At 69.4% G+C, this 21,320-nt stretch carries 20 protein-coding genes; 5 read left to right on the forward strand and 15 right to left on the reverse strand.

Annotation, left to right across the window (positions count from 1 at the left end; all coding sequences use genetic code 11):
* Positions 1 to 4: 4 nt before the first annotated feature.
* The 15 genes from phoY to ccoN form a co-directional block, all read right to left on the reverse strand.
* A complete protein-coding gene (phoY, locus tag ACW175_RS12690; RefSeq protein WP_492104956.1) occupies positions 5 to 1,666 on the reverse strand; it encodes an alkaline phosphatase PhoY in 1,662 nt (553 codons plus the stop codon).
* 89 nt (positions 1,667 to 1,755) lie between these two features.
* Complete coding sequence (locus tag ACW175_RS12695; protein WP_492104806.1) at positions 1,756 to 4,932, reverse strand: efflux RND transporter permease subunit; 3,177 nt, start codon at positions 4,930 to 4,932, stop codon at positions 1,756 to 1,758.
* 2 nt (positions 4,933 to 4,934) lie between these two features.
* Positions 4,935 to 6,083, reverse strand: a complete 1,149-nt coding sequence (locus tag ACW175_RS12700) for an efflux RND transporter periplasmic adaptor subunit (protein ID WP_492104807.1) — start codon at positions 6,081 to 6,083, stop codon at positions 4,935 to 4,937.
* On the reverse strand, positions 6,080 to 7,312 hold the full coding sequence (locus ACW175_RS12705; RefSeq protein ID WP_492104808.1) for a TolC family protein: 1,233 nt from the start codon (positions 7,310 to 7,312) through the stop codon (positions 6,080 to 6,082). Before ACW175_RS12705 ends, ACW175_RS12700 begins: the two co-directional genes overlap by 4 nt.
* A gap of 50 nt (positions 7,313 to 7,362) precedes the next feature.
* Positions 7,363 to 7,713 carry a hypothetical protein gene (locus ACW175_RS12710; protein ID WP_492104809.1) on the reverse strand — a complete coding sequence of 117 codons (351 nt, stop codon included), beginning with the start codon at positions 7,711 to 7,713 and terminating at the stop codon, positions 7,363 to 7,365.
* A gap of 55 nt (positions 7,714 to 7,768) precedes the next feature.
* Positions 7,769 to 9,130 (reverse strand): oxygen-independent coproporphyrinogen III oxidase, encoded by a 1,362-nt coding sequence (gene hemN, locus ACW175_RS12715; RefSeq protein ID WP_492104810.1) that lies wholly within the window; start codon positions 9,128 to 9,130, stop codon positions 7,769 to 7,771.
* On the reverse strand, positions 9,127 to 9,918 hold the full coding sequence (gene ftrB, locus ACW175_RS12720; protein ID WP_492104811.1) for a transcriptional activator FtrB: 792 nt from the start codon (positions 9,916 to 9,918) through the stop codon (positions 9,127 to 9,129). The genes hemN and ftrB overlap by 4 nt, the downstream gene beginning before the upstream one ends.
* Positions 9,919 to 9,963: 45 nt before the next feature.
* Positions 9,964 to 10,128, reverse strand: a complete 165-nt coding sequence (gene ccoS, locus ACW175_RS12725; protein WP_099578172.1) for a cbb3-type cytochrome oxidase assembly protein CcoS — start codon at positions 10,126 to 10,128, stop codon at positions 9,964 to 9,966.
* Positions 10,125 to 12,311 carry a heavy metal translocating P-type ATPase gene (locus tag ACW175_RS12730; RefSeq protein ID WP_492104812.1) on the reverse strand — a complete coding sequence of 729 codons (2,187 nt, stop codon included), beginning with the start codon at positions 12,309 to 12,311 and terminating at the stop codon, positions 10,125 to 10,127. Before ACW175_RS12730 ends, ccoS begins: the two co-directional genes overlap by 4 nt.
* Complete coding sequence (locus ACW175_RS12735) at positions 12,308 to 12,814, reverse strand: FixH family protein (RefSeq protein ID WP_492104813.1); 507 nt, start codon at positions 12,812 to 12,814, stop codon at positions 12,308 to 12,310. Before ACW175_RS12735 ends, ACW175_RS12730 begins: the two co-directional genes overlap by 4 nt.
* Positions 12,811 to 14,319: a cytochrome c oxidase accessory protein CcoG gene (gene ccoG / locus ACW175_RS12740; protein WP_492104814.1), complete on the reverse strand. Its 1,509-nt coding sequence runs from the start codon at positions 14,317 to 14,319 to the stop codon at positions 12,811 to 12,813. Before ccoG ends, ACW175_RS12735 begins: the two co-directional genes overlap by 4 nt.
* Positions 14,320 to 14,325: 6 nt before the next feature.
* Positions 14,326 to 15,195: a cytochrome-c oxidase, cbb3-type subunit III gene (ccoP, locus tag ACW175_RS12745; RefSeq protein ID WP_492104815.1), complete on the reverse strand. Its 870-nt coding sequence runs from the start codon at positions 15,193 to 15,195 to the stop codon at positions 14,326 to 14,328.
* The gene (locus ACW175_RS12750) at positions 15,195 to 15,362 is read right to left on the reverse strand and encodes a cbb3-type cytochrome c oxidase subunit 3 (RefSeq protein ID WP_492104816.1); all 168 of its coding nucleotides are present in this window, start codon (positions 15,360 to 15,362) and stop codon (positions 15,195 to 15,197) included. The genes ccoP and ACW175_RS12750 overlap by 1 nt, the downstream gene beginning before the upstream one ends.
* A complete protein-coding gene (gene ccoO / locus ACW175_RS12755; RefSeq protein ID WP_099578184.1) occupies positions 15,359 to 16,102 on the reverse strand; it encodes a cytochrome-c oxidase, cbb3-type subunit II in 744 nt (247 codons plus the stop codon). The genes ACW175_RS12750 and ccoO overlap by 4 nt, the downstream gene beginning before the upstream one ends.
* An 8-nt stretch (positions 16,103 to 16,110) precedes the next feature.
* Positions 16,111 to 17,757 (reverse strand): cytochrome-c oxidase, cbb3-type subunit I, encoded by a 1,647-nt coding sequence (gene ccoN, locus ACW175_RS12760; RefSeq protein ID WP_492104817.1) that lies wholly within the window; start codon positions 17,755 to 17,757, stop codon positions 16,111 to 16,113.
* Between the two features lie 122 nt (positions 17,758 to 17,879).
* Here ccoN and ACW175_RS12765 point away from each other — a divergent pair, with 122 nt between their 5' ends.
* The 5 genes from ACW175_RS12765 to ACW175_RS12785 all read left to right on the forward strand — a co-directional run bounded on the left by ACW175_RS12765 (position 17,880) and on the right by ACW175_RS12785 (position 21,315).
* Positions 17,880 to 18,131: a hypothetical protein gene (locus ACW175_RS12765; RefSeq protein ID WP_492104818.1), complete on the forward strand. Its 252-nt coding sequence runs from the start codon at positions 17,880 to 17,882 to the stop codon at positions 18,129 to 18,131.
* 91 nt (positions 18,132 to 18,222) lie between these two features.
* Positions 18,223 to 18,471: a hypothetical protein gene (locus ACW175_RS12770; protein ID WP_492104819.1), complete on the forward strand. Its 249-nt coding sequence runs from the start codon at positions 18,223 to 18,225 to the stop codon at positions 18,469 to 18,471.
* A 102-nt stretch (positions 18,472 to 18,573) separates the two neighbouring features.
* Complete coding sequence (gene msrA / locus ACW175_RS12775) at positions 18,574 to 19,092, forward strand: peptide-methionine (S)-S-oxide reductase MsrA (RefSeq protein ID WP_492104820.1); 519 nt, start codon at positions 18,574 to 18,576, stop codon at positions 19,090 to 19,092.
* A gap of 75 nt (positions 19,093 to 19,167) precedes the next feature.
* Positions 19,168 to 19,869, forward strand: a complete 702-nt coding sequence (locus ACW175_RS12780; protein ID WP_492104821.1) for a VIT1/CCC1 transporter family protein — start codon at positions 19,168 to 19,170, stop codon at positions 19,867 to 19,869.
* A gap of 156 nt (positions 19,870 to 20,025) precedes the next feature.
* Positions 20,026 to 21,315, forward strand: a complete 1,290-nt coding sequence (locus ACW175_RS12785) for a c-type cytochrome (protein ID WP_492104822.1) — start codon at positions 20,026 to 20,028, stop codon at positions 21,313 to 21,315.
* Positions 21,316 to 21,320 lie beyond the last annotated feature (5 nt).

Below are 21,320 nucleotides of genomic sequence, written 5' to 3' on the forward strand. Positions count from 1 at the left end.
GCCCCTATCGGCAGGGCTGTCCGTAGACCAGCGGCCGGCAGACGCCGTCGATGTCGGCCGGCGCCTTGACGCCCGTGACCGCGGCGATGGTCGGGGCGATGTCGACCGTGTCCAGCGGCAGCACCCGCTCGTGCGGCGTAGCACCCTTCCACCAGAACAGGATCGGCACGCGACGGTCGTAGTCCCAGGGGCTGCCGTGGGTCGAGACATAGGTCGGGCCGGGCGTCGAAGGGACGCGGTTGGGCTTGAAGGCGACCAGGATGTCGCCGACGCGGCCCGGATAAACGCTGCGACGCACGCGCTCCGCCACCGAAAGCTCCTCGATGGCGGCATCGGCCGGCGCCGGCGTCATCGTCAGTATCACGTTGGAGTCGAACGCCTCGGCCACGGCCGGATCGCGCTGGATCAAGGCCAGGGCGGCGGCGGCGATGCGGGCTCGGTCGACGATCGACGGCGTCTTGCGATCCGGTCCGACGACGTAGATCTGGTCGATGCCGCCATCTGCGATCAGCGGATCCCACGACAGGTCGAGATCCTTGCGCAACTGGGCGTTCAGGCTGGCGATCCAAGGCTTGCCGATCACGCGCTGGCTGTCATAGCCCTCGCCCGCCAGCCGCTCGGCGAAGTCGGCGCCGCCGTGATCGGCGGCCAGCACGACCAGAACCCCGCCCTTGACCTTGTCCAGGCTCTTGAGGAACGCGCCCAGGCGGTCGTCGAGGCGGGCGATCTGGTCGCACATCTCCGGACCGCGCGTGCCATAGCGGTGGCCGATGAAGTCGGTGGCCGACAGGCTGACGGTCAGCACGTCGACCTGCGGACCGTCGCCCAAGGCGTAGGTCTCGCGCAGGGTCTGAGCCAGTTCCAGGGTCACCTGGTCCGTATAGGGGCTGGCATAGAGGTCCCGCTGCTGGCCGGCCTCGTCGGACGCGACCGGGATCGGCAGGGCCGCGCGCCACTCGCGGCCGCCGGTCTCATAGCTGGCCTCCAGCGCCTGGCAGCGCCTGGCCGTCCCCCCGATCAGCTTCTTGTCGTAGTCCCAGACGTAAGGATGCTTCTTGAGGTCCGCCGCCAGCCTGGCGTTGAAGGCCGCGACGGGCTTCAGGCGTTCTTCCGCCGTCTGCCCCTGACCGACCCAGGTCGTGAAGCCGAAGCCCGGCTGGTACCAGAACTGGCCGTCGGCCTGGTGGCCCGACATGGTGATCGCCCCGCGATCCTTGCCCGACACGCCAAACACCCGGCTTTTCGGCGACACGGCCTTGAGCCAATCGCCATAGGTCGTGGCGACCAGATTCGCTGGCGACACGGCCCGCCCCTTGGGATTGTCGGCCGGCGTCGCGCTGGGGTCGGCCAGGCAGTAGACCGTCTTGCCGGTGGCCAGATCGTACCAGTCATTGGCGCTGATGCCGGTCTTGTTCGGATGCTTGCCCGTCAGCAGCGTCGAATGCCCCGGGCAGGTCTCGGTGAAGGCGTGGGACTGGTAGCCGTTCGGATAGACGACGCCACTGCTCAGCGTCTTCAGCCCGCCAGTGAACTCGGGCCTGTGCTGGGCGTAGAGGTTGGCGCTGAACTGGTCGATCGAGATGACCACGACCAGCTTCGGATCCGGCCTGGCCGAGATCGTCGAAGCCTGGGCGGTGAAGCCGGTCGATAGGGCGGCGGCGAACAGGCCGCAGGTAAGCATCTTGTTCATTCGCAGCGATTTCGCCCGAACCGACCATCCGTGCAAGGATTGAAACGATCCGGGCGACCCTCATTTCATCCTTGCCTCGGATCGAGGCGGGAGCCTCGACGCTTCGCTAGCCACACGTAGAAACTCGGCAACACCAGCAGAGTCAGCACGGTGGAGGTCAGCAGGCCGCCGACGACCACCGTGGCCAGCGGCTTCTGGACCTCGCCCCCCGGACCGACGGCCAGGGCCATCGGAATGAAGCCCAGGATCGCGACCAGCGCCGTGGTCAGCACCGCCCGCAGGCGTCCGACCGTTCCGTCGATCACGGCGGCGACGATATCGGTCGCGCCCGCCATCCGCTGCTTGATGCTCTGCATGAGAACGAGGCCGTTCAAGGTCGCCACGCCAGATACCGCGATGAAGCCGACCGCCGCCGAGATCGAGAACGGCATGCCCCGCGGCAGCAGCGCCAGCGCCCCGCCGACCAGGGCCAGCGGCACGCAGGCGAAGACCAGCGCCGCCTCCGTCGCCGAACCCAAGGCTAGGAACAGCAGCACGGCGATGATCAGGAACACGGCGGGCACGATGATCGCCAGCCGCGCGCTTGCCCGCTCCAGGTTCTGGAACTGACCGCCCCACTCGAGCCAGGAGCCCGGCGTCGGCTTGACCTCCCGCGCCACGGCGTCCTGGGCGTCGGAGACGAAGCCGCCAAGGTCGCGCCCCCGGACATTGGCTTGCACCACGATGCGCCGCTTGCCGTTCTCGCGACTGACCTGGTTGGGTCCCTCGGCGGTGTCGAAGCGGGCGATGCTGGACAATGGGATGGCCGTCGCGCCCTCCCCGCTCTCCGACACGACCGGCAGCTGTCCCATGGCCGCCGGATCGGCGCGCGACGCGTCGTCAAGGCGAACGACCACGTCGAAGCGTCGGTCGCCCTCCAGGATATGGCCGGCCTCGCGTCCGCCCAGGCCGATCTCCAGGGCGTCGGCCGCGTCGCTGGCGTGGACGCCGAGGGCGGCGGCCGCCGTCCGGTCGACGCTGGCGGTGATGGTCGGCTGGCCGGAGATCTGCTCGACCTTCACGTCCGCCGCGCCGGGGACCTTGCGCAGGGCGGCGGCGACCTGGTCGGCGGTCTTGCTCATGGCCGCGAAGTCGTCGCCATAGACCTTCACCGCCACGTCGGACCGCACGCCGGCGATCAACTCGTTGAAACGCATCTGGATCGGCTGGGTGAATTCATAGGCGTTGCCGATCAGCTTGCTAAGGTCGCCCTCCATGCGCTCGACCAGCTTGGCCTTTGACAGGCTCGGATCGGGCCAGTCCTTGCGCGGCTTCAGGATCACGAAGGTGTCCGACGCGCTAGGCGGCATCGGATCCGAGGCGATTTCGGCCGTGCCGGTGCGGGTGAAGACCAGGGCTACCTCGGGCTGGGCCGAGAGCGCCTTCTCGACCTCGAACTGCATGGCCTGGCTCTCTTCTAGCGAGATCGAGGGCACGCGGCTGGCCTGGACCAGCAGGTCGCCCTCGTCCAGCGTCGGGGCGAACTCACGGCCCAGAGCGAAGAAGGCGACCACACCGAGCGCCAGCGCCAGGACAGCGCCCCCGGCCACCGCTTTCGGCCGCGCCACGGCCGCGCGCAGCACCGGCTCGAAGCGAGTGCGGACGACGGCCATGGCCTTGGTCTCGCCATGACCTTTCGGCTCGCGCACCGCCAGGGCGGTCAGGGCCGGGACCAGGGTCATGGACAACACGAAGGCGCCGGCCAGCGCGAACATCACCGTGGCGGCCATCGGCGTGAACATCTTGCCCTCGACGCCCTGGAAGGTCAGCAGCGGGGCGTAGACCAGCAGGATGATCGCCTGGCCGAAGGCGGCGGGACGCGCCATCTCCTTGGCCGCGTCGATGGCGATCGACAGGCGTTCGTCGGCGGTCAGGGCGCGACCTTCGGCGTCCCGGCGTTGCGCCAGACGTCCGAGGGTATTCTCGATCACCACCACGGCGCCGTCGACGATCAGGCCAAAGTCCAGCGCCCCGAGGCTCATCAGATTGCCGCTGATCCCGAACCGCCGCATGGCGATGGCCGCGATCAGGAATGACAGCGGAATGACCAGCGCCGTGATCAGGGCGGCGCGGAAGTTGCCCAGGGCGAAGAACAGCACGGCGATGACCAGCAGAGCCCCGACCGTCAGATTGTGCTCGACGGTGCGGATCGTGGCGTCGACCAGGCGGGTGCGGTCCAGCACCGGCTTGATGATCACCTCGGGCGGCAGGCTGGGCGTGATGGCCTTGAGGCGCTCGGCCACGCGCGCGGCGACGGTGCGACTGTTCTCGCCGACCAGCATCAGGGCCGTGCCGATCACCACCTCGCGGCCGTTCTCGCTGGCCGAGCCCAGGCGCGGGGCATGGCCGATGGCGACCGTGGCGACGTCCGAGACCTTGACGACCGCGCCCGATCGGCGGCCGATCGGGGTCTCGGCCAGTTCCGCCAGGCTCTTCACCCGCGCGTCCGTGCGGACGATATAGGCCTCGCCGCCGCGCTGGACGTAGCCGGCGCCGGCGATGCGGTTGGAATGCTCCAGAGCCTCGACCAGTTGCGGCAGGCTGATCCCCCGCGCGGCCAGCTTGGCCGGATCGGGATGGACGGCGTACTCCTTGACGTAGCCGCCCAGCACATCGACGCCGGCGACGCCGTTCAGGGTCTTCAGCTGCGGCGCGACGATCCAGTCCTGAACGGTGCGCAGATAGGTGGCCTTCTCGACGTCGGTCCGCAGGGTCTCGCCCTCGGGCGTGACATAGGGAACGCCCGCGCGGGCGGCGGCGCCCTTGAACTCGACGGTCCAGATATAGACCTCGCCCAGGCCGGTGACGGGCGGCCCTATGCCGGGCTCAAGACCGTCAGGCAGGTTGGCTCGCGCGGCCTGCAGGCGCTCGTTGATCAGCGCGCGGGCGAAATAGAGGTCGGTCTTGTCCGTGAAGACGGCGGTTATCTGCGAGAAGCCGTGACGCGACAGCGAGCGGGTCTCGACCAGGCCCGGCGTCCCGGCCAGGGCCGTCTCGAGCGGGAAGGTCACTTGCCGCTCCACCTCCTCGGGGCCGAGGGCCGGCGCGATGGTGTTGATCTGAACCTGGCGGTTGGTGATGTCGGGCACGGCGTCGATCGGCAGACGCGACAACTGCCGCAGGCCAAACGCGAACAGCGCCACGGCCAGCAGGACGACGATCCACCGGAAGCGGACGGAAAGGTCGATGAGGCGGTTCAGCATGATCAGTCCTCGTGCCCCGCCTCGCCCTTGCCCAGCTCGGCTTTCAGGCGGAAGGCGCCCTTGCCGGCGAGGGTCTCGCCGCCGGTCAGGCCTTTCAGGATCTCGACCGAGCCGGCGGCGGTGCGGCCGGTGACGACCGGCGTGGCGCGGAAACCCTTGGGCTCGGCGACGAACACCATCGTGCGCCCCTCCAGTGTCTGGACGGCCTCGGCCGGGACCGTCAGGCCGCCCTCGCCCTTCGCCAGGATCACCCGGGCCGAGACGATCGCGCCGATCTGCGGCGCGGGCGTCGTCGGCTTGGCGCGCACGACCGCCGCGCCCGCGCCCAGCGCGCTGGGCGCGACGGCGACGATACGGGCGCTAGCCTCCCCGCCGTCGGGTCGTTGCACCATGACCGTGTCGCCGACATGGATGGCGTCGACGGAGGCCGGGGGCGCGTCGAGGACGTATTCGACCTGGCTCTGGTCGGCGATCTCGGCGACGAGGCCGCCTTGAGTCAGAAAGCCGCCGACACGCGCGTCGATGCGGGTTACGACGCCGGCGATCGGCGCGCGCAATGTCGCCAGCCCGCTGGCGCTGGGCGCGCCCTGGGCGGCGACCTGGGCGCGGGCGGCGCGCAATTCGGCCTGGGCCTTGGCGGCGGCGGCCTGGCTGACTTCCCAGTCCTGGCGAGCCACGACGCCGGCCTCGAACAGGCGACGATCGCGCGCGGCGGCGGCCTCGGCCGCGCCAGCCCCGGCGGCGGCGACATCGACGCTCGCCCGGGCGCCGGCCCCCTCAGCGCTGCGCAATGTGGCGATGGCGGACCCGGCGGGGACGCGATCGCCGGCGGCGACATGGACACGCTCGACCGTCCCTGACACCGGCGCGCCAAGGGCGGCCGAGGCGTTGACGGCCAGGGCGACCCGGCCAGGCAGAACCAGCTCTGAGCCACCGCCACGCCCGACCGTCGTGGTCAGCACGCCGGCCTTGGCGGCGTCGGCGGCGGAGAGCGCCACGAAACCCTCTTCGTGTGGGACGGCCTCCTTCTCTTCGTGGGCCGGCGCTTCAGCCGGAGCCTTGTCGGTTTGGCGGCCTAGACCGAAGCCAAGGCCGGTGGCGGCGAGCAGCGCGGCGCCAGCGCCGGCGAGGATCCATCTACGGTCGGTCATTGGGTGTCCCCGAAAGCGATCTGTCCGTTGGCCAGGGCGAGGTCCGCCCGGGCCTTGGCGCGCATCAGCCGCGCCTCGACGTTGCGTTGGCGCGCGGCGACGAGGTCGCGGCGCGCGGAGAGAAGTTCCAGCAGCGGCAGCTTGCCGGCCTCGTAGCCGAGCCGGGCCAGGCGGTAGGCCTCGCGGGCGGCCGCCTCGCCTTCGCGGGCGGCCTCGACGGCCTGTTCGGCCGCCTTCGCCTCGCCTGTCGCGCTACGGCGGTCGGCGACCGCATCGGCCCGCGCCATCAACAGCCTGGCGCGCGCGGCGTCGGCTTCGGCCTGCGCGGACTTCACCGCGCCACGGTTGCGGTCGAACAGCGGCAGCGGCAGCGAGAACCCCGCCACGGCGGCGGTGGCGTCCTCGCCGGCCAGGCGGCGGACACCGAAGCTGACCGTGACGTCGGGCGTGGCGCGACGGCGCTCCAGATCGAGCTTTCGCGCCGCGGCCCGCTGCTCGGCCTCGGCGAGGGCGACGGCGGACGCAGGGTTCGATGACGATACGCTCCAGGTCCCATCCAGCACGCCAAGCGTCACGTCGGTGAAGGCGCGCTCTCCGCCGATCAGGGCCGCCAGCCGCGCCAAGGCCGCGCCGAACTCCGCCTCGACGCGCGAGACCTCGGCCTGGGCCGCCGAGACAGCCGCGCGGGCCTGCAGCGCGCGCAGTTCCGCCTCCTTACCGTTGTCGACCAGCAGCCGCGCCGCGCGGGCGTCGGCCTCCGCGAGGTCGCTCCCCTCCTTGGCTACAAGCAGCCGCTCACTGGTCGCTTCGGCCGTCGCGTAGGCCACCACCAGGTCGCGGGCGTAGGCGACGCAGCCCAGGTCAGCGCGCGATCTCGCGGTGTCGAGTTCGGCCTGGGCCGCGGCGACCCGCGCGCCGCGCTTGCCGCCCAGTTCCAGGACCTGCCCGATCGACAAGGTCGTCTCGGCGCCCTGGAAGTCGCGGTAGGGCCCGTCGCCTCCAAGGTTTTCGACCTGCAGGTCCAGCGTCGGATTGGGGCGGGCGCGGGCTTGCAGAGCGCGGCCTTCGGCGGCGCGGGTCTCGGCCTCGCCGACCATCAATCGCGGCGCGGCGACCTCGCGCAGCAGGGTTCCCAGAGGCGGCGCGGTCTGGGCCGAAGCGGCCCCGCAGAGCGCGCCACAGGCGGCGGACGCCAAGGCCGCACGCAGCGGCCAGCGGTTCGATGACATGAAGATTCCTCGCGATGACATGACGACGGCGCGCGAAAGCGCGCGGGTCGTCAGCCGCGAGGCGGTCTATCGAGGGCGGAAACCGTCAACGACGGCAAGATGTGGCCCGGCGCGACGGCGAGACGCGCGTCCGTGAAGGTTGGCGCGGCGATGCTCGAAAGGGGCGCATCAAGCGCGGGACCGACGTGGTGACAGTGACCACCAAGGCAGCAAGCGGCCTTGCACGGCGCGCTGTCCTGACCGTGGTCGGCCTGCGCCGCCTGGCCGGCAGTCACAGCGACCGCGTCGTTGGCGCAGAGGCAAGCCGCGGCGCTGGTCATCGGCGCGGCGACGACCAAGGACAGCACAAAGGCGGCCAAAAGGCCTCCCAGGTTCCGCCACCATGTCGTCTTGCGCCGCATGACCGCTCTCATAACGCCGAGGCGCGCACTTGAGAACGCGTTACATAATCACAGCTCAGACCGCCTTGGCGTGCCGCTCCGCCGCCTTGGGCAGGCGGGCGTCGAAGGCCGCCGCGACCACGCGCATCAAACGTCGAGCCGTCTCCGGGATCGAAATCACCACGCCGTCGCGCTGGCAAAGGCCGGCCAGCGCCAGGGCGTCGATCGCCTCAAAGCTCTCGGCCAGCAGGTCGCTGGGCATTCCCTGACTACGGCAGATCGCTTCGACGTCGACGGACAGGTCGCACATCAACCGCTCGATCACGAGGGCGCGCAGGCGATCCTCATCGCCGACGGCCAGAGCGCGGTTCAACGGCAGCTTGCCCTCAGCGATCCGGGCCGCCCACTGATCGGTCGGCACGTGGTTCTGGACGAAGCCCTCGTGGAACTGGCCGATCGACGACGGCCCCAAGGGGATAAGCACGGCCGCCGCGTCGTCCGTATAGCCCTGAAAGTTGCGCCGCATCCGGCCCTTCGCCGCCGCGAGGCTTAGGGCGTCGTCCGGCAAGGCGTAGTGATCGAGGCCGATCCGCGCATAGCCGGCCTCGACCAGGGCCGCATCGGCCGCCTCGGCCTGCAACCAGCGTCCGTCGAGATCGGCGAGGTCGGTCTCTCGGATCATCGTCTGGTGCTTTTTCATCCACGGCACGTGGGCGTAACCGAACACGGCGATGCGGTCGGGCCGCAGGGCGACGGCCTCGCGAGCGGAGGCATAGACGTTGTCGGGCGTCTGGCCCGGCAGGCCGTACATCAGGTCGAAGTTCAGGCCGGCGACGCCCGCGCCGCGCAGGCCCTCGACCGCCCGCGCCACCTGGTCGTAGGGCTGGACGCGATTGACCAGAGCCTGGACGGTCGGATCGAAGGTCTGGACCCCGAGGCTGACCCGGGTCACGCCGGCCTCGCCGACCGCCTCGATGAAGCCCTTCGACAACATGCCGGGATCGAGCTCGGCGGCGATCTCCGCGCCAGGCCTCAGGCGGAAGGCGCGCGCCAGCCTGGCTGTCAGGTCGACGAAGTCGGCGGGCCTCAAGGCATTGGGGCTGCCGCCGCCGAAATGCAGGTGCGCCAGGCCGTCGTGCTCGCCCAGGCGCGCGGCGACCAGCTCGATCTCGCGCCGGAGCACATCGAGATAGTTTCCCACTCGGTCGTAGGTCGGGGCGATCGAGGTATGACAGCCGCAGTACCAGCACAGGCGGCGGCAGAACGGCACGTGGACATAGGCCGACAGCGTGTCGTCCGGCCGGGTCGCCCCGTACCAGCCCTCGGCCTCGGTGGCGTGGGCGCTGTCGAAGGCCAGGGCCGTCGGATAGCTGGTGTAGCGCGGCAGGTTGCGCTCGGCGTGCAGGCGCTGGGCTACGGGCAGGGTCGTGGCGGTCATGGGCGGGTGTCCTCGAGGACCGGGAAATCTATGGCGACGAAGCGGCGGCGCTCGCGATCGGCCTGTCCCGGGCGGGCGGCGTCGAAGGCGGCGTGATTGTCGATCGATGCATCGGGACTGGCCAGCAGCGCGAGGGCTTCAGGCTGTCGCAGGGTGACGGTCGGGCCGTCGACCTCGACCCCCAGCGGCGCGAGACTGGCGAAGCCGCGCGACAGGTTCTCCGGCGTCATGCCCAGCAGCGAGGCCAGCACCCTTTTGCGGCTCGGCAAGGTCAGGCGGGTCGCGCCCCCCTGGCGCCGCCGCTGGGTCAGCAGATAGTTGGCCAGGCGCTCCAGCGTACCCCGCAGCCTCTGGCTCTTGAGGGCGCGGACCACGCCGCTGTAGCAGCCGGACAGCTCCTCGGAGACGGCGAAGGCCAGGGCGGGATCGGTGCGCGCGGCCTGACGCAGCGCCTCGCCGGGGATCAGCAGCACCTTGCTGCGCGGCGCGGCCCAGGCCGTCACCAGGGCCGGCGCGTCCAGCACGACCGAGGCCAGCATCACGGTGGACGATGGCTCCAGCAGCGCCAGGGTCGCGCCCTGCCCGTCCCGCCCGCTCTCCAGAGCGACCGCGCCCTCCATCAGGATGGCGAGGTGGGGACTGACCTCGCCCTCGACCGTCAGGACGGTCCGGCGCGACACGCGTTGCAACAGGGCTTCGCGCGTCAGCCGGGCGAAGCTGTCGGCGGAGGCGGCCGCCAAGAGAGGCAGCTCGCGGAAGCGGTTCAGATCGGTGCTGTCGAACGGCATGACTCGCACCATTCCGCGTTCGGCGATCGCGAACCTTGATCGGCGTCAATCTTCCGCAGGCGGCTTGTCGTCCAGATGATCGTAGAGGATGCGCGCCGCGTCGCCCTTGGGGTCCTCGTACTGGCCCGAGCGCATCGTCCAGAAGAAGGCCAACAGGCCCAACGCGCCGAGGCCTATCGAGGCCGGGGCCAGGAACAGGATGATGTTCATCGGACTCTTCCTTGACGCGGCCATCGCAGGCGAGGCCTGGCGGCGTTCAAGAGCACCACCATCGAGGACCCCGACATGGCCAGGGCGGCGATGAACGGATTGACCAGACCGGCCATCGCCGCTGGCATGGCCACGACATTGTAGAGCCCAGAAAAGCCGAAATTCTCCAACGCGCGACGGCGGGCAGAGCGCGCGGTGTCGATCGCCTCGACCACCACGCCAAGCGCTTCGCCGGTAAAGACAAGATCCGCGGCGTTCTGGGCTGCGTCCACCGCTGCCCCGGGGGCTATCGAAGCGTGGGCCTTGGCCAGGGCGGCGGCGTCGTTGAGGCCATCGCCGACCATCAGCACCTTGCGCCCCTGGGCCTTGAGGCCGTCGACAATGGCGGCCTTGTCGAAAGGCGTCAGCTCCGCGCGCCATTGGTCGATGCCGACGGCTTGGGCGATGTCGCGCACCGGGCCGGCGAGATCGCCCGACAGCACCTCGATCGACAGCCCCATGCGGCGCAGCCGTTCGACGGTCCCGGCGGCGTCGAGGCGGGGCCGGTCTTCGAACACGAAGCGGATCTTCACGTCGCCTTCGAAGCCGAACCACAGCTCCGTCTCGCGCGCGTCGCCATCCTTGACGCCGACGAAGGCGGCGCGGCCCAGGCGCGCGCGGCGACCGTCGATCAGGCCCTCGACGCCCTGCCCGGCCGTCTCGACGCAGTCGGCCGCGACGGGGCCAACGCCCGCCTGCGCGACCAAGGCCTTGGCCAGCGGGTGGCGCGAGGCGCGGGCCAGCGGCGCGGCCAGGGCGACCAGATGGGCCGGCGCATCGACCAGGCGTGGGCGGCCCGCGGTCAGCACGCCGGTCTTATCGAAGACGACGTGGTCGACCTCGGCCAGACGCTCCAGGGCCGCGCCCGATTTGACCAGCACGCCCTTGCGGAATAGCCGGCTGCTGGCGGCGATCTGGACGGCGGGCGCGGCCAGGCCCAGGGCGCAGGGACAGGTGACGATCAGCACCGCCGCCGCCCGCAGCAGCGCTTCACGCGGCCCCAGGCCCAGCGCCCAACCGCCGATGAAGGTCGCGGCCGCGACGGTGTGGACCACCGGCACGTAGAGCGCGGCGGCCTTGTCGGCCATGCGGACATAGGCCGAGCGGGTCTGGGCGCCGGCCTCCATCAGGCGGGCGATGGCCGCCAGGGTGGAGTCCTCGCTGCGCGCCGTGGCGGTCATGACCAGGCGGCCGGACAGGTTCAGGGCGCCCGCGTGCAGGCGTGCGCCGATCGCGACGGGGGTCAGGGCCGTCTCGCCGGTGATCAGGGCGTTGTCAATCTCGGAGCGGCCGGTCTCGACCACCCCGTCGACGGGCACGCGATCGCCGGGGGCCACGACCAGCCGGTCGCCGACGACGATCTCGGCGACGGGCACGCCGTGCTCGGTCTCGCCGGACAGCCGCACGGCCACCGGGGCTTGCAGGGCCAGCAGGTCGCGCGCCGCCGAGCGGGCGTTGGCGCGCAGGCGGTGATCCAGGTAGCGGCCGATCAGCAGCAGGAACAGCAGGGTGACGGCGGCGTCGAAATAGGCGTGCCGGCCTCGCAGCATCGTCTCGGAGAAGCTGACGATCAGGGTCAGGATCACGCCGATCGAGATCGGCACGTCCATATTGGCCTTGCCGCGCTTCAGTGACGCCCAGGCCGAGCGGAAGAACGGCCGACCCGCGAACAGCGCGCAGGGCGTCGCGACGATCGCGGCCATCCAGTACATCAGGGTCAGGGTGGCCGGCGTCAGCTCCTGGCCGAACAGGCCGGCCCAGGCCGGGACCGTGAACATCATGACGTTGCCGGCCCCGAAGCCGGCGACGCCCAGGGCCACGGCCAGTTCGCGCCCCTCGCGATCGGTCGCCGCCACGGCCTCGGCCGGATCGAACAGGCAGGCGCGGTAGCCCAGTCCCTCGACCGTCTCGACCACGCGTTCGGGATGCGCATCCTGGCCGGTCAGCTCGACGGCCAGCTTGCCGGTGGTCAGGTTCAGCCGGACGGCGGCGACGCCCGGAAGGCCGGCGACGGCCGTCTCGATCTTGCGGATACAGGCGGCGCAGCGGGCGCCGCTCACCAGCAGTTCAAGCCGCCCCCGCCCCGCCTCGTCGCGGCGAACAAAAGCCTCCAGGTCGCGCTCCAGGGTCAGGCTCGCGCTCATTTGACCGGCTCCAGCAGACGCGTTTCCAGCTCGAAGACGTCGCGGCCGTCGCGCGCCGTGGCCCGCAGGTCCCAGGCGCCGTCGAGGCGGGCGCGGGCCTGGTATCGACCACCGCCCAGCGACCTGAAGTCCAAGGTCTGGCGTCCCGTCTCGGTGGCGGGGCGTTCCAGGACGCCGGTCAGGGACAACCGATCCAGCGGCGCGCCGGTCTTGTCGACGAGCCGCACGACGACCGTGCCCCCTTCGGCCTTGTCCACCGAAGCCGTCCAGCCCAGGGCCGCCTCGCGCTGGCGCTGGGCCAGGGTCTTGTTGAACGCCAGGCCCGCCTCATAGGGGTTGGAGGCGACCTCGCCGGAGAAGGTGCCGTAGGCCTTGATCATGAACAGCGTGTCGACGCCGATCACCACGGCGAAGAACGCCACGACGGCGATCAGCACGTGCCAGCCGGTGATGGGCTTGCCCGTGTCGGTCTGGGCGACCTTGGGGGACGAGGCGGCGGTCATTGCGGGTTCGCGGCTCCTGAGAGGAAGACGGTCTTGGCGTCGGCCTGGACGTCGCCGGCGCGGGCGATGAAGCGCGCGGGCGTGCTGGGCGCGAGAACCGCGTCGGGCGGCGCGGTGACGAAGACCCGGACCGAGGCGACCTGGTCCGCCGGCACGGTGATGCTGACGGCGCCGGCTTCGCCTGGTTGACTAAGGCGCGCGCCGGTCACGCCGTCGAAGGCGATCTCGAACCGGCGGTCGAAGAAGGTCCGATTGGTGATCTTCAACGTGTAGCCGTCCCGCACCGCGCCATCGTGCATCCGCACGAAGATCGGATTGCGGTCGCGGATGACGTGGAGGTCGGCCTTGGGCCGGCTGATCAATGCCGCCAGCGTCAGGCCGCCGACCGCCGTCAGGGCCAGGGCGTAGTAGATGGTCCGCGAACGCACGGGCTTGTAGGTCGCCTTGCGCCCGCAGGCGCGGGCGGCGACGGCCGCGTCGGTGTCGTAGGCTATAAGGCCTGTCGGCCGCCCCATCTTGCTCATGATCTCGTCGCAGGCGTCGACGCAGAGACCGCAGTTGATGCACTCCAGCTGGCTGCCGTCGCGGATGTCGATGCCCATCGGACAGACCACGACGCACTGGTGGCAATCGATGCAGTCGCCGCGCCCCGCCCAGTCCTGGCCCTTCTTGTGCGCGCCGCGCGGCTCGCCGCGATCGCGCAGATAGGTCACCTGCAGGGAATGCTGGTCCAGCATAGCGCCCTGGATGCGCGGCCACGGGCACATGTAGGTGCAGACCTGCTCGCGCATCCAGCCGGCGAAGACATAGGTGGTCACCGTCAGCAAGGCGCAGGACACATAGGCCGTGGCCGGAGCCTGGCCGATCCAGAAGGTGCGGATCAGGGTCGGGGCGTCATGGAAATAGAAGATCCACGCCCCACCGGTGCCGAAGGCGATGCCCAGCCACGTTAGGTGCTTGCCCGCCTTGCGCCAGAGCTTGTCGAAGGACAGCGGCGCGGCGTCCAGGCGCATGCGCGCGTTGCGGTCGCCCTCGAACAGGCGCTCGACAACGATGAATAGGTCTGTCCAGACGGTCTGCGGGCAGGTGTAGCCGCACCACAGCCGGCCAAACAGCGCCGTGACCAGGAACAGGGCCAGGGCTCCGGCGATCATCAGCCCCGTGATGATGTGGACGTCCTGGGGCCAGAGCTGGATGTCGAAGAAGTAGAAGCGCCCGTCGGCGAAATCGACGAGCGCCGCCTGCTGGGGAAAGCCCTCGGGCCGCCGCCAGCGGATCCACGGGGTCAAGTAGTAGATCGTCAGGGTGGCGATTAGCAGCGCCCACTTCACCCGGCGCCAGGTTCCGTGGACCAGCTTGGGATAGATCGGCTCGCGCGGCTTGTAGAGCCCACTGCCGGTCGGCGCGCCCTTGCCCTTGGCGCGGGCGGCGGCCGAGACCGCCGCCCGTCCATGTTCGGAGTTCGCCTCGGGCTTGGGCTTGGTGTTGTCGATCAGCGTGGGCATGGCCCGTTATTGCCCGCCTGCGTTTGCGTGGACGTAGACGGCGATGGCCTTGATGGTCTCCGGGCTGAGGCGGCCGCCCCAGGTGGGCATCACCCCGCCGTTGCCGGCGAAGATCTGGCCGCGGATCGCGGCGCGGTCGGAGCCGTAGAGCCACTCACCGTCGGTCAGGTTGGGGGCGCCGACGGCCTGGTCTCCCCTGCCCTCCAGGCCGTGACAGGCCACGCACTGGGTCTCGAAGATCGGCTTGGCGCGGGCGATGGCCCCGGCGTCGGCGGGACGGTTCGACAGATGGACGACATATTCGGTCAGGTCGTCGATCTGCTCGGGCTTGAGCAGTTCGTCGCGACCGAAGGCGGGCATCTGGGACATGCGCGCGCCGGGGGCTCCGGTCCGCACGCCGTGGGTGATGGTGTACTGGATGTCCTCCAGCTTGCCGCCCCACAGCCACACGTCGTCGCGCAGGTTGGGATAGCCCTTGCCACCCGTACCGCCGATGCCGTGGCAGGTGGCGCAGTTGTCGCCGAACACCGACTGGCCGACCTGCTGGGCGTAGGCCTGCAGCTTCGGGTCCTTCTCGATCTGCTCAAGGCTGGCGGCCCGCAGCTGAGCCGCCCCCGCCCCGCGCTGCACGTCGAGCGCCTTCAGTTCCTGCCCCACCGATGCGCGGTCGGACTGGTGCAACAGGCCCTTGGTGTAACCATGCAGGCCCGGCCAGGCGGGCATCAGCACCCAGTAGCCGACCGCGAAGGCGATGCAGGCATACCAGGTCCACAGCCACCAGCGCGGCAGCGGGTTGTCCAGTTCGCGAATGCCGTCCCACTCGTGGCCGGTGGTCTCGACGCCGGTGACGTCGTCGGTCTTGCGTTCGGAAGCCATCAGGAGAGCTCCTCGTCATCCAGCGGCATGCGCGCGGCGTGTTGGAATTCAGTCTTCTTGGAAGGCCGCAAGGCGTAGGCGACACCCGCCAGGAAGATCAGGCCGAAGTAGATCAGCCCGCCTTGCTGCGCGAAGCGCGCCACGGTTTCGTAGGAGAGCTGGCTCATCGCTGGTTCTCCGGGGCCTGGGCCTTGTAGGACTTGAAGTCGACCTGGGTCCCGAGCATCTGCAGATAGGACACCAGAGCGTCCATCTCGGTGATCTTGTCGGGATCGCCGTCGAAGTCGCGGTTGACGACCTTGGCCCCGTAGCGGCCGCGAAGGGCCACCGCGTCGGTCGAATAGGGATCGGCCTGGGCCTCGAGATCCTTCTTGGCGTTGGTCAGCTCGTCGGCCGTGTAGGGCACCCCCTCGGTGCGCAGCACCTTCATCCGGTCGACGATGTCGTGGTAGTCCAGTTCCTTCTCGGCCAGGAACTTGTAGGGCGGCATCACAGACTCCGGCACCACCGAGCGCGGGTCGATCAGGTGGTCGCGGTGCCAGGCGTCGGAATACTTGCCGCCGACACGGGCCAGGTCTGGCCCGGTGCGCTTGGACCCCCACTGGAACGGGTGGTCGTACATGCTCTCGGCGGCCAGGCTGTAGTGGCCGTAGCGTTCGACCTCGTCGCGCAGTGGGCGGATCATCTGCGAGTGGCAGAGATAGCAGCCCTCACGGACATAGATGTCGCGGCCGGTCAGTTCCAGCGGGGTATAGGGACGGACGCCCTGCACCTTCTCGATGGTGCCCTGCAGCCAGAACAAGGGGGCGATCTCGACCAGGCCGCCGATCGAGACGACCACGAGGATGCCGACGATGAGCAGCAGCGAATGCCGCTCGAACTTGGCGTGATGCTTCCAGACAGACATGGGCGGCCTCAGGCGATCGCGATGGCGGGAGCGGCCGTTTCATCGGCCGGCTCGGCGGAGGGCGAAGCGATCGTCTTCCAGATGTTGACGATCATGATCAGGGCGCCGGACAGATACATCAGCCCCCCGACCGCGCGGATGACGTTCTCGATGTGCTTGGCCGAGACGGTCTCGATGAAGCTGTAGGCCAGGAAGCCTTGCGGCGTGTAGGCGCGCCACATCAGGCCTTCCATGATGCCCGACACCCACATCGCGGCGATGTAGAGAAGGATACCGGTGGTCGCGATCCAGAAGTGCCACTCGATCAGCTTGGTCGAGTACATGTCCTTCTTCTTCCACAGCCACGGCACCAGGCAGTAGACCGCGCCGAAGCTGATGAAGCCGACCCAGCCCAGCGCGCCGGAGTGCACGTGGCCGATGGTCCAGTCTGTGTAGTGGCTGAGCGCGTTGACCGCGCGGATCGACATCACCGGGCCTTCGAAGGTGCTCATGCCATAGAAGGCGATCGAGACGACCATCATCCGGACCACGGGATCGGTGCGCAGCTTGTCCCAGGCGCCCGACAGGGTCATCAGGCCGTTGATCATGCCGCCCCAGGAGGGCATCCACAGCATGATCGAGAAGGTCATGCCCAGGGTCTGGGCCCACTGCGGCAGGGCCGTGTAGTGCAGGTGGTGCGGGCCAGCCCAGATGTAGATGAAGATCAGGGCCCAGAAGTGCACGATCGACAGGCGGTAGCTGTATACCGGCCGCTCAACGCGCTTGGGCACGAAGTAGTACATCATGGCCAGGAAGCCAGCGGTCAGGAAGAAGCCGACCGCGTTGTGGCCGTACCACCACTGCACCAGCGCATCCTGCACGCCCGAGAAGACGCCGTAGGACTTGTGGTTCAGCAGGCCGACCGGGATGGCGGCGTTGTTGACCAGATGCAGCAGGGCGATGGTGACGATGAAGGCCAGGTAGAACCAGTTGGCCACATAGATGTGGGGCTCCTTGCGCTTCCAGATCGTGCCCAGGAAGACCAGCAGATAAGCGACCCAGACGATGGTCAGCCACAGGTCGGTGTACCACTCGGGCTCGGCGTATTCCTTGCCCTGGGTCGCGCCCATCAGATACCCGGTCGCGGCCAGCACGATGAACAGCTGATAGCCCCAGAACACGAACCACGGCGCGATGCCGCCGGCCAGCTTCGCCTTGCAGGTGCGCTGCACGACCCAGAAGGACGTGGCGATCAGGGCGTTGCCCCCGAAGGCGAAGATCACGGCCGAGGTGTGCAGTGGCCGCAGTCGGCCAAAGTTCAGCCAGCCGGCTTCGGGGAAGTAGAAGATGGTCGGCCACGACAGCTGGGCGGCGATGACAACCCCAACCAGCAGGCCGGCGGCGGCCCAGAACATCGTGGCGATGACCCCGGCCTTGATGACGTTGTCGCTGTAGCGGTCGGGATGATGGACCAGCGTGCCGCCCGAGAGGCCGGCGTTCAGAACGAAGGCGGCGATGACGCCAGCCAGGGCGATGGTCTCGGCCTGCATCCGGAAGATCGGATCCTGGCTCAGCCCCGCTCCGAGGATCGCCAGAAAGGCGCCTACGGCCGAAACGATGAGTAAGGCGCCGGATCCCGCGGGGGACCTGACGCTGGTGTGGGACGGGGCGGACATGCAGACTCCCTGCGGCGAACGTCGCACCGTGGTGTCATGCGCCGCCAAGCGCGGCTTTGATGCGCATCAAAGCCGGGAACGCGATCCGGGAGGACTGTGTCTCCATGCTTCCGGAGAGCTTCATGTCGGCCAAGTTTCGCTTCATCGCCCCGTTCGCGGGCGCGACCGCCCTGGTCGCTTGGGCGATCGCCATCGCTCAGGCCCTTCCACGCCTCATGGCCGGTCCACTGTGCAGCAGCCAGCAGGACGCCTGGTCGATGGCCGGCCATTGCCCCGCCTGCTTCGTCGCTGCGGGCCTGACGCTGTTGTGCGCCACGAGTCTGGTGCTGGCTCGGGCCGAATCCAACCGGATCGGGCTCCCCGCGCGGGGCTGAGACCCGGCCCCCGGTGGACTGTACGCGCGGAAGCCGGCGTAGCCGCGCCCTCCGCTGACCGCCTGCTGCTCGCGCGGCGCCCCCCGTCACCGTGTGGGGTCTGGTCACCCTGGCCGCGAGCGCCACGGCGATCGCCTGGACACCAGCGGTGATCTCCACCCGCCTGCGACTTTTGTCGGCCACGCTGTTCGCCGGGGGCGCCCTGGTTCATATCGGCCTGAATGGCGGTCGCTTCGCCGATCCCGTGGCCTGGGCGGCGAACCTGGGCTTTCTCGCGGCGGCGCCGCTGATCATGGGCAGCGTCTATCTCTCGCGGCCGAAACCCACAGCGGCGTGCTGAAGGTCCGAGGCACGCAATCCTGGACATCTCCGCATCCATACCCACTTGCTAGGCGTCGCGTGAAACGCGCGACGCACTCAGCTCTGAAAGGGACTCGCCGTCATGAACGCCAAGGTCGAAACCGCCATCCTGGCCGGCGGATGCTTCTGGGGCGTACAGGATCTGCTGCGCCGCTATACGGGCGTCATCGCGACCCGAGTCGGCTATTCGGGCGGCGACACGCCCAACGCCACCTATCGCAATCATGGCGACCACGCCGAAGCGATCGAGATCCAGTTCGATCCGGCCCTGATCAGCTACCGCCAGCTTCTGGAGTTTTTCTTTCAGATTCACGATCCGACCACGCTGAACCGACAGGGCAACGACCTTGGCCGCAGCTATCGCTCGGCCATCTTTTACACGTCCGAAGACCAGCGACGCGTGGCTCTGGAGACCATCGCCGACGTCGACGCCTCGGGCCTGTGGCCCGGCAAGGCCGTGACCGAAGTCGAGCCCGCCGGAGACTTCTGGGAAGCCGAACCCGAGCATCAGGACTACTTGGAGCGGATTCCCAATGGCTACACCTGCCACTTCATCCGGCCAGGTTGGCGCCTACCACGGCGCGAGGGCGCTCAGGCCTGACCTCGCGAGCGCCCCTTCCCAGTGTCCGCGTCGCCAAATAGGCGACGCGGTCGCGCATCCCGGAAATACGCCGTCATGGCTCGCTCCCATCGCCACCCAGAAGCCCATCTGGTTTCTCGCATCGGCTGGCTGCGCGCCGCCGTGCTGGGCGCCAATGACGGCCTGGTCTCCACGGCCAGTCTGATCGTCGGGGTGGCCGCCGCCTCCGCCAAGTCCAGCGAGATCCTGGTCGCTGGCGTGGCGGCGCTGGTGGCCGGAGCGATGTCGATGGCGGCTGGAGAATATGTGTCGGTCAGCTCCCAAGCCGACACCGAGAAGGCCGATATCGCACGGGAGACGGAAGAGCTGAAAAGTGACAGCGAGGCCGAGCACGACGAGCTGGCCCAGATCTATGTGCAGCGGGGTCTCGAACCCGAGACCGCCCAAATCGTCGCCACCCAATTGATGGCCGAGAACGCGCTGGACGCCCACGCCCGTGACGAGTTGGGCATCTCGCTGGCGACGACGGCGCGGCCGGCGCAGGCGGCCCTCGCCTCGGCCGGCAGCTTCACGGTCGGCGCCGCCGCGCCCCTGATCGTCGCTGTTCTGACCCCTGCGTCCGCGATCGTTCCCATTGTGGTTCTGGTGGCGCTGGTTTGCCTGGCGCTTCTGGGCGTCGCTGGCGCCAAGGCCGGCGGAGCATCGCCTTGGCGCGCGGCGGTGCGCGTCACCTTCTGGGGCGCACTGGCCATGGCCGTGACCGCCGGTATCGGCCGTCTGGTGGGCACGGTCGTCTAGTGAGCTGGATTTGATGTCGCCCGCATGGCGCTGAGATCGACTCGCAGCTGAGCCGAACACCTTGCTCAGCCACGAAATAGCTCCCAAGCTCCGCGCATCTGGCCTCGCTGCGGATGGGCGTTACACGTCCGCGCGGGACCGCCAGGAGGGTCTCTCGTGCTGAAACGTATCCTTGTCGGACTGCTGGCCCTGGCGGTCGTGGGACTGGTCGGTTTCGGCGTCTTCGCCTGGCGACCCGCCATCGGCGAGATCGCGCCGCCCGCGCCGTCAAGCTTCGCTCCAGACCTGATCGCGCGGGGCGAGGTGCTCGCGGGGGCGGGCTATTGCTCGACCTGCCACACGGCCAAGGGCGGCCAGCCGTTCGCGGGCGGCTACCCGATGAAGACGAGCTTCGGCACGATCTACTCGACCAACATCACCCCCGACAAGAAGACCGGGATCGGCGCGTGGTCGGAGGCGGCCTTCCGCCGGGCGATGCACGAGGGCGTGGCGCGCGACGGCGCCCACCTGTTTCCGGCCTTCCCCTATGACCACTTCACCAAGCTGTCGGACGGCGATGTCGCGGCGCTCTACGCCTACATGATGACCCGGCCTGCGGTGGCGGCCCCGGCCAAGCACAACAGCGTCCCGTTCCCGCTGAACATTCGCGCCTTGCAAGCCGGCTGGAAGCTGTTGTTCTTCAAGCCAGGCCGCTTCGAGCCCGACACGGCCAAGAGCGCGGAATGGAACCGCGGCGCCTATCTGGCCGAGGGCGTCAGCCACTGCGGCGCCTGTCATACGCCACGCAATGTCCTGGGCGCCGAGAAGCACGACAAGGCCTTCACCGGCGCGGCGATCGACAACTGGATCGCCCCGCCGCTGACCGCCGCCAATCCCTCGCCCGCCCCCTGGGACCAGGCCGAGCTCGTCGCCTATTTGCGCACGGGCGTCAGCCGCTATCACGGTGTGGCCGCTGGCCCGATGGCGCCGGTCGTCCACGACGGGCTCATCAAGCTGCCCGACGCGGATATCCAAGCCCTGGCGGTCTATTTCGCCGATCGCGACGGCGCGGCGACCCGCGCCTCGGCCCTCGCCCCGGCCCTGCAACGGGCGGCGGCCGCCAACCGCCTGAACGTCGGGCCCCAGAACGACTCGTCGGCGAGGCTCTACACGGCGGCCTGCGCATCCTGCCACTACAACGGCGCGGGCCAGCCCAATCCGCTTCGTCCGGACCTGGCCCTCAACAGCGCCGTGAATCTGGATGATCCCACCAACCTGATCCAGGTGGTGCTCTACGGCGTCAGCGCCAAGGACGGCGCGCCGGGCGTGGTGATGCCCGGCTTCAACCGCTTCAGCGACGCCGACATCGCCAAGCTGGCGACCTATCTGCGCGCCACGCGCACGGACAAGCCGGCCTGGCCGAACCTCGAGAAAAAGGTCGCGGCGATCCGCGCGCAGGAAAAGTGAACCAG

It is taken from the genome of Caulobacter sp. FV1ye6ST, from assembly GCF_058681225.1.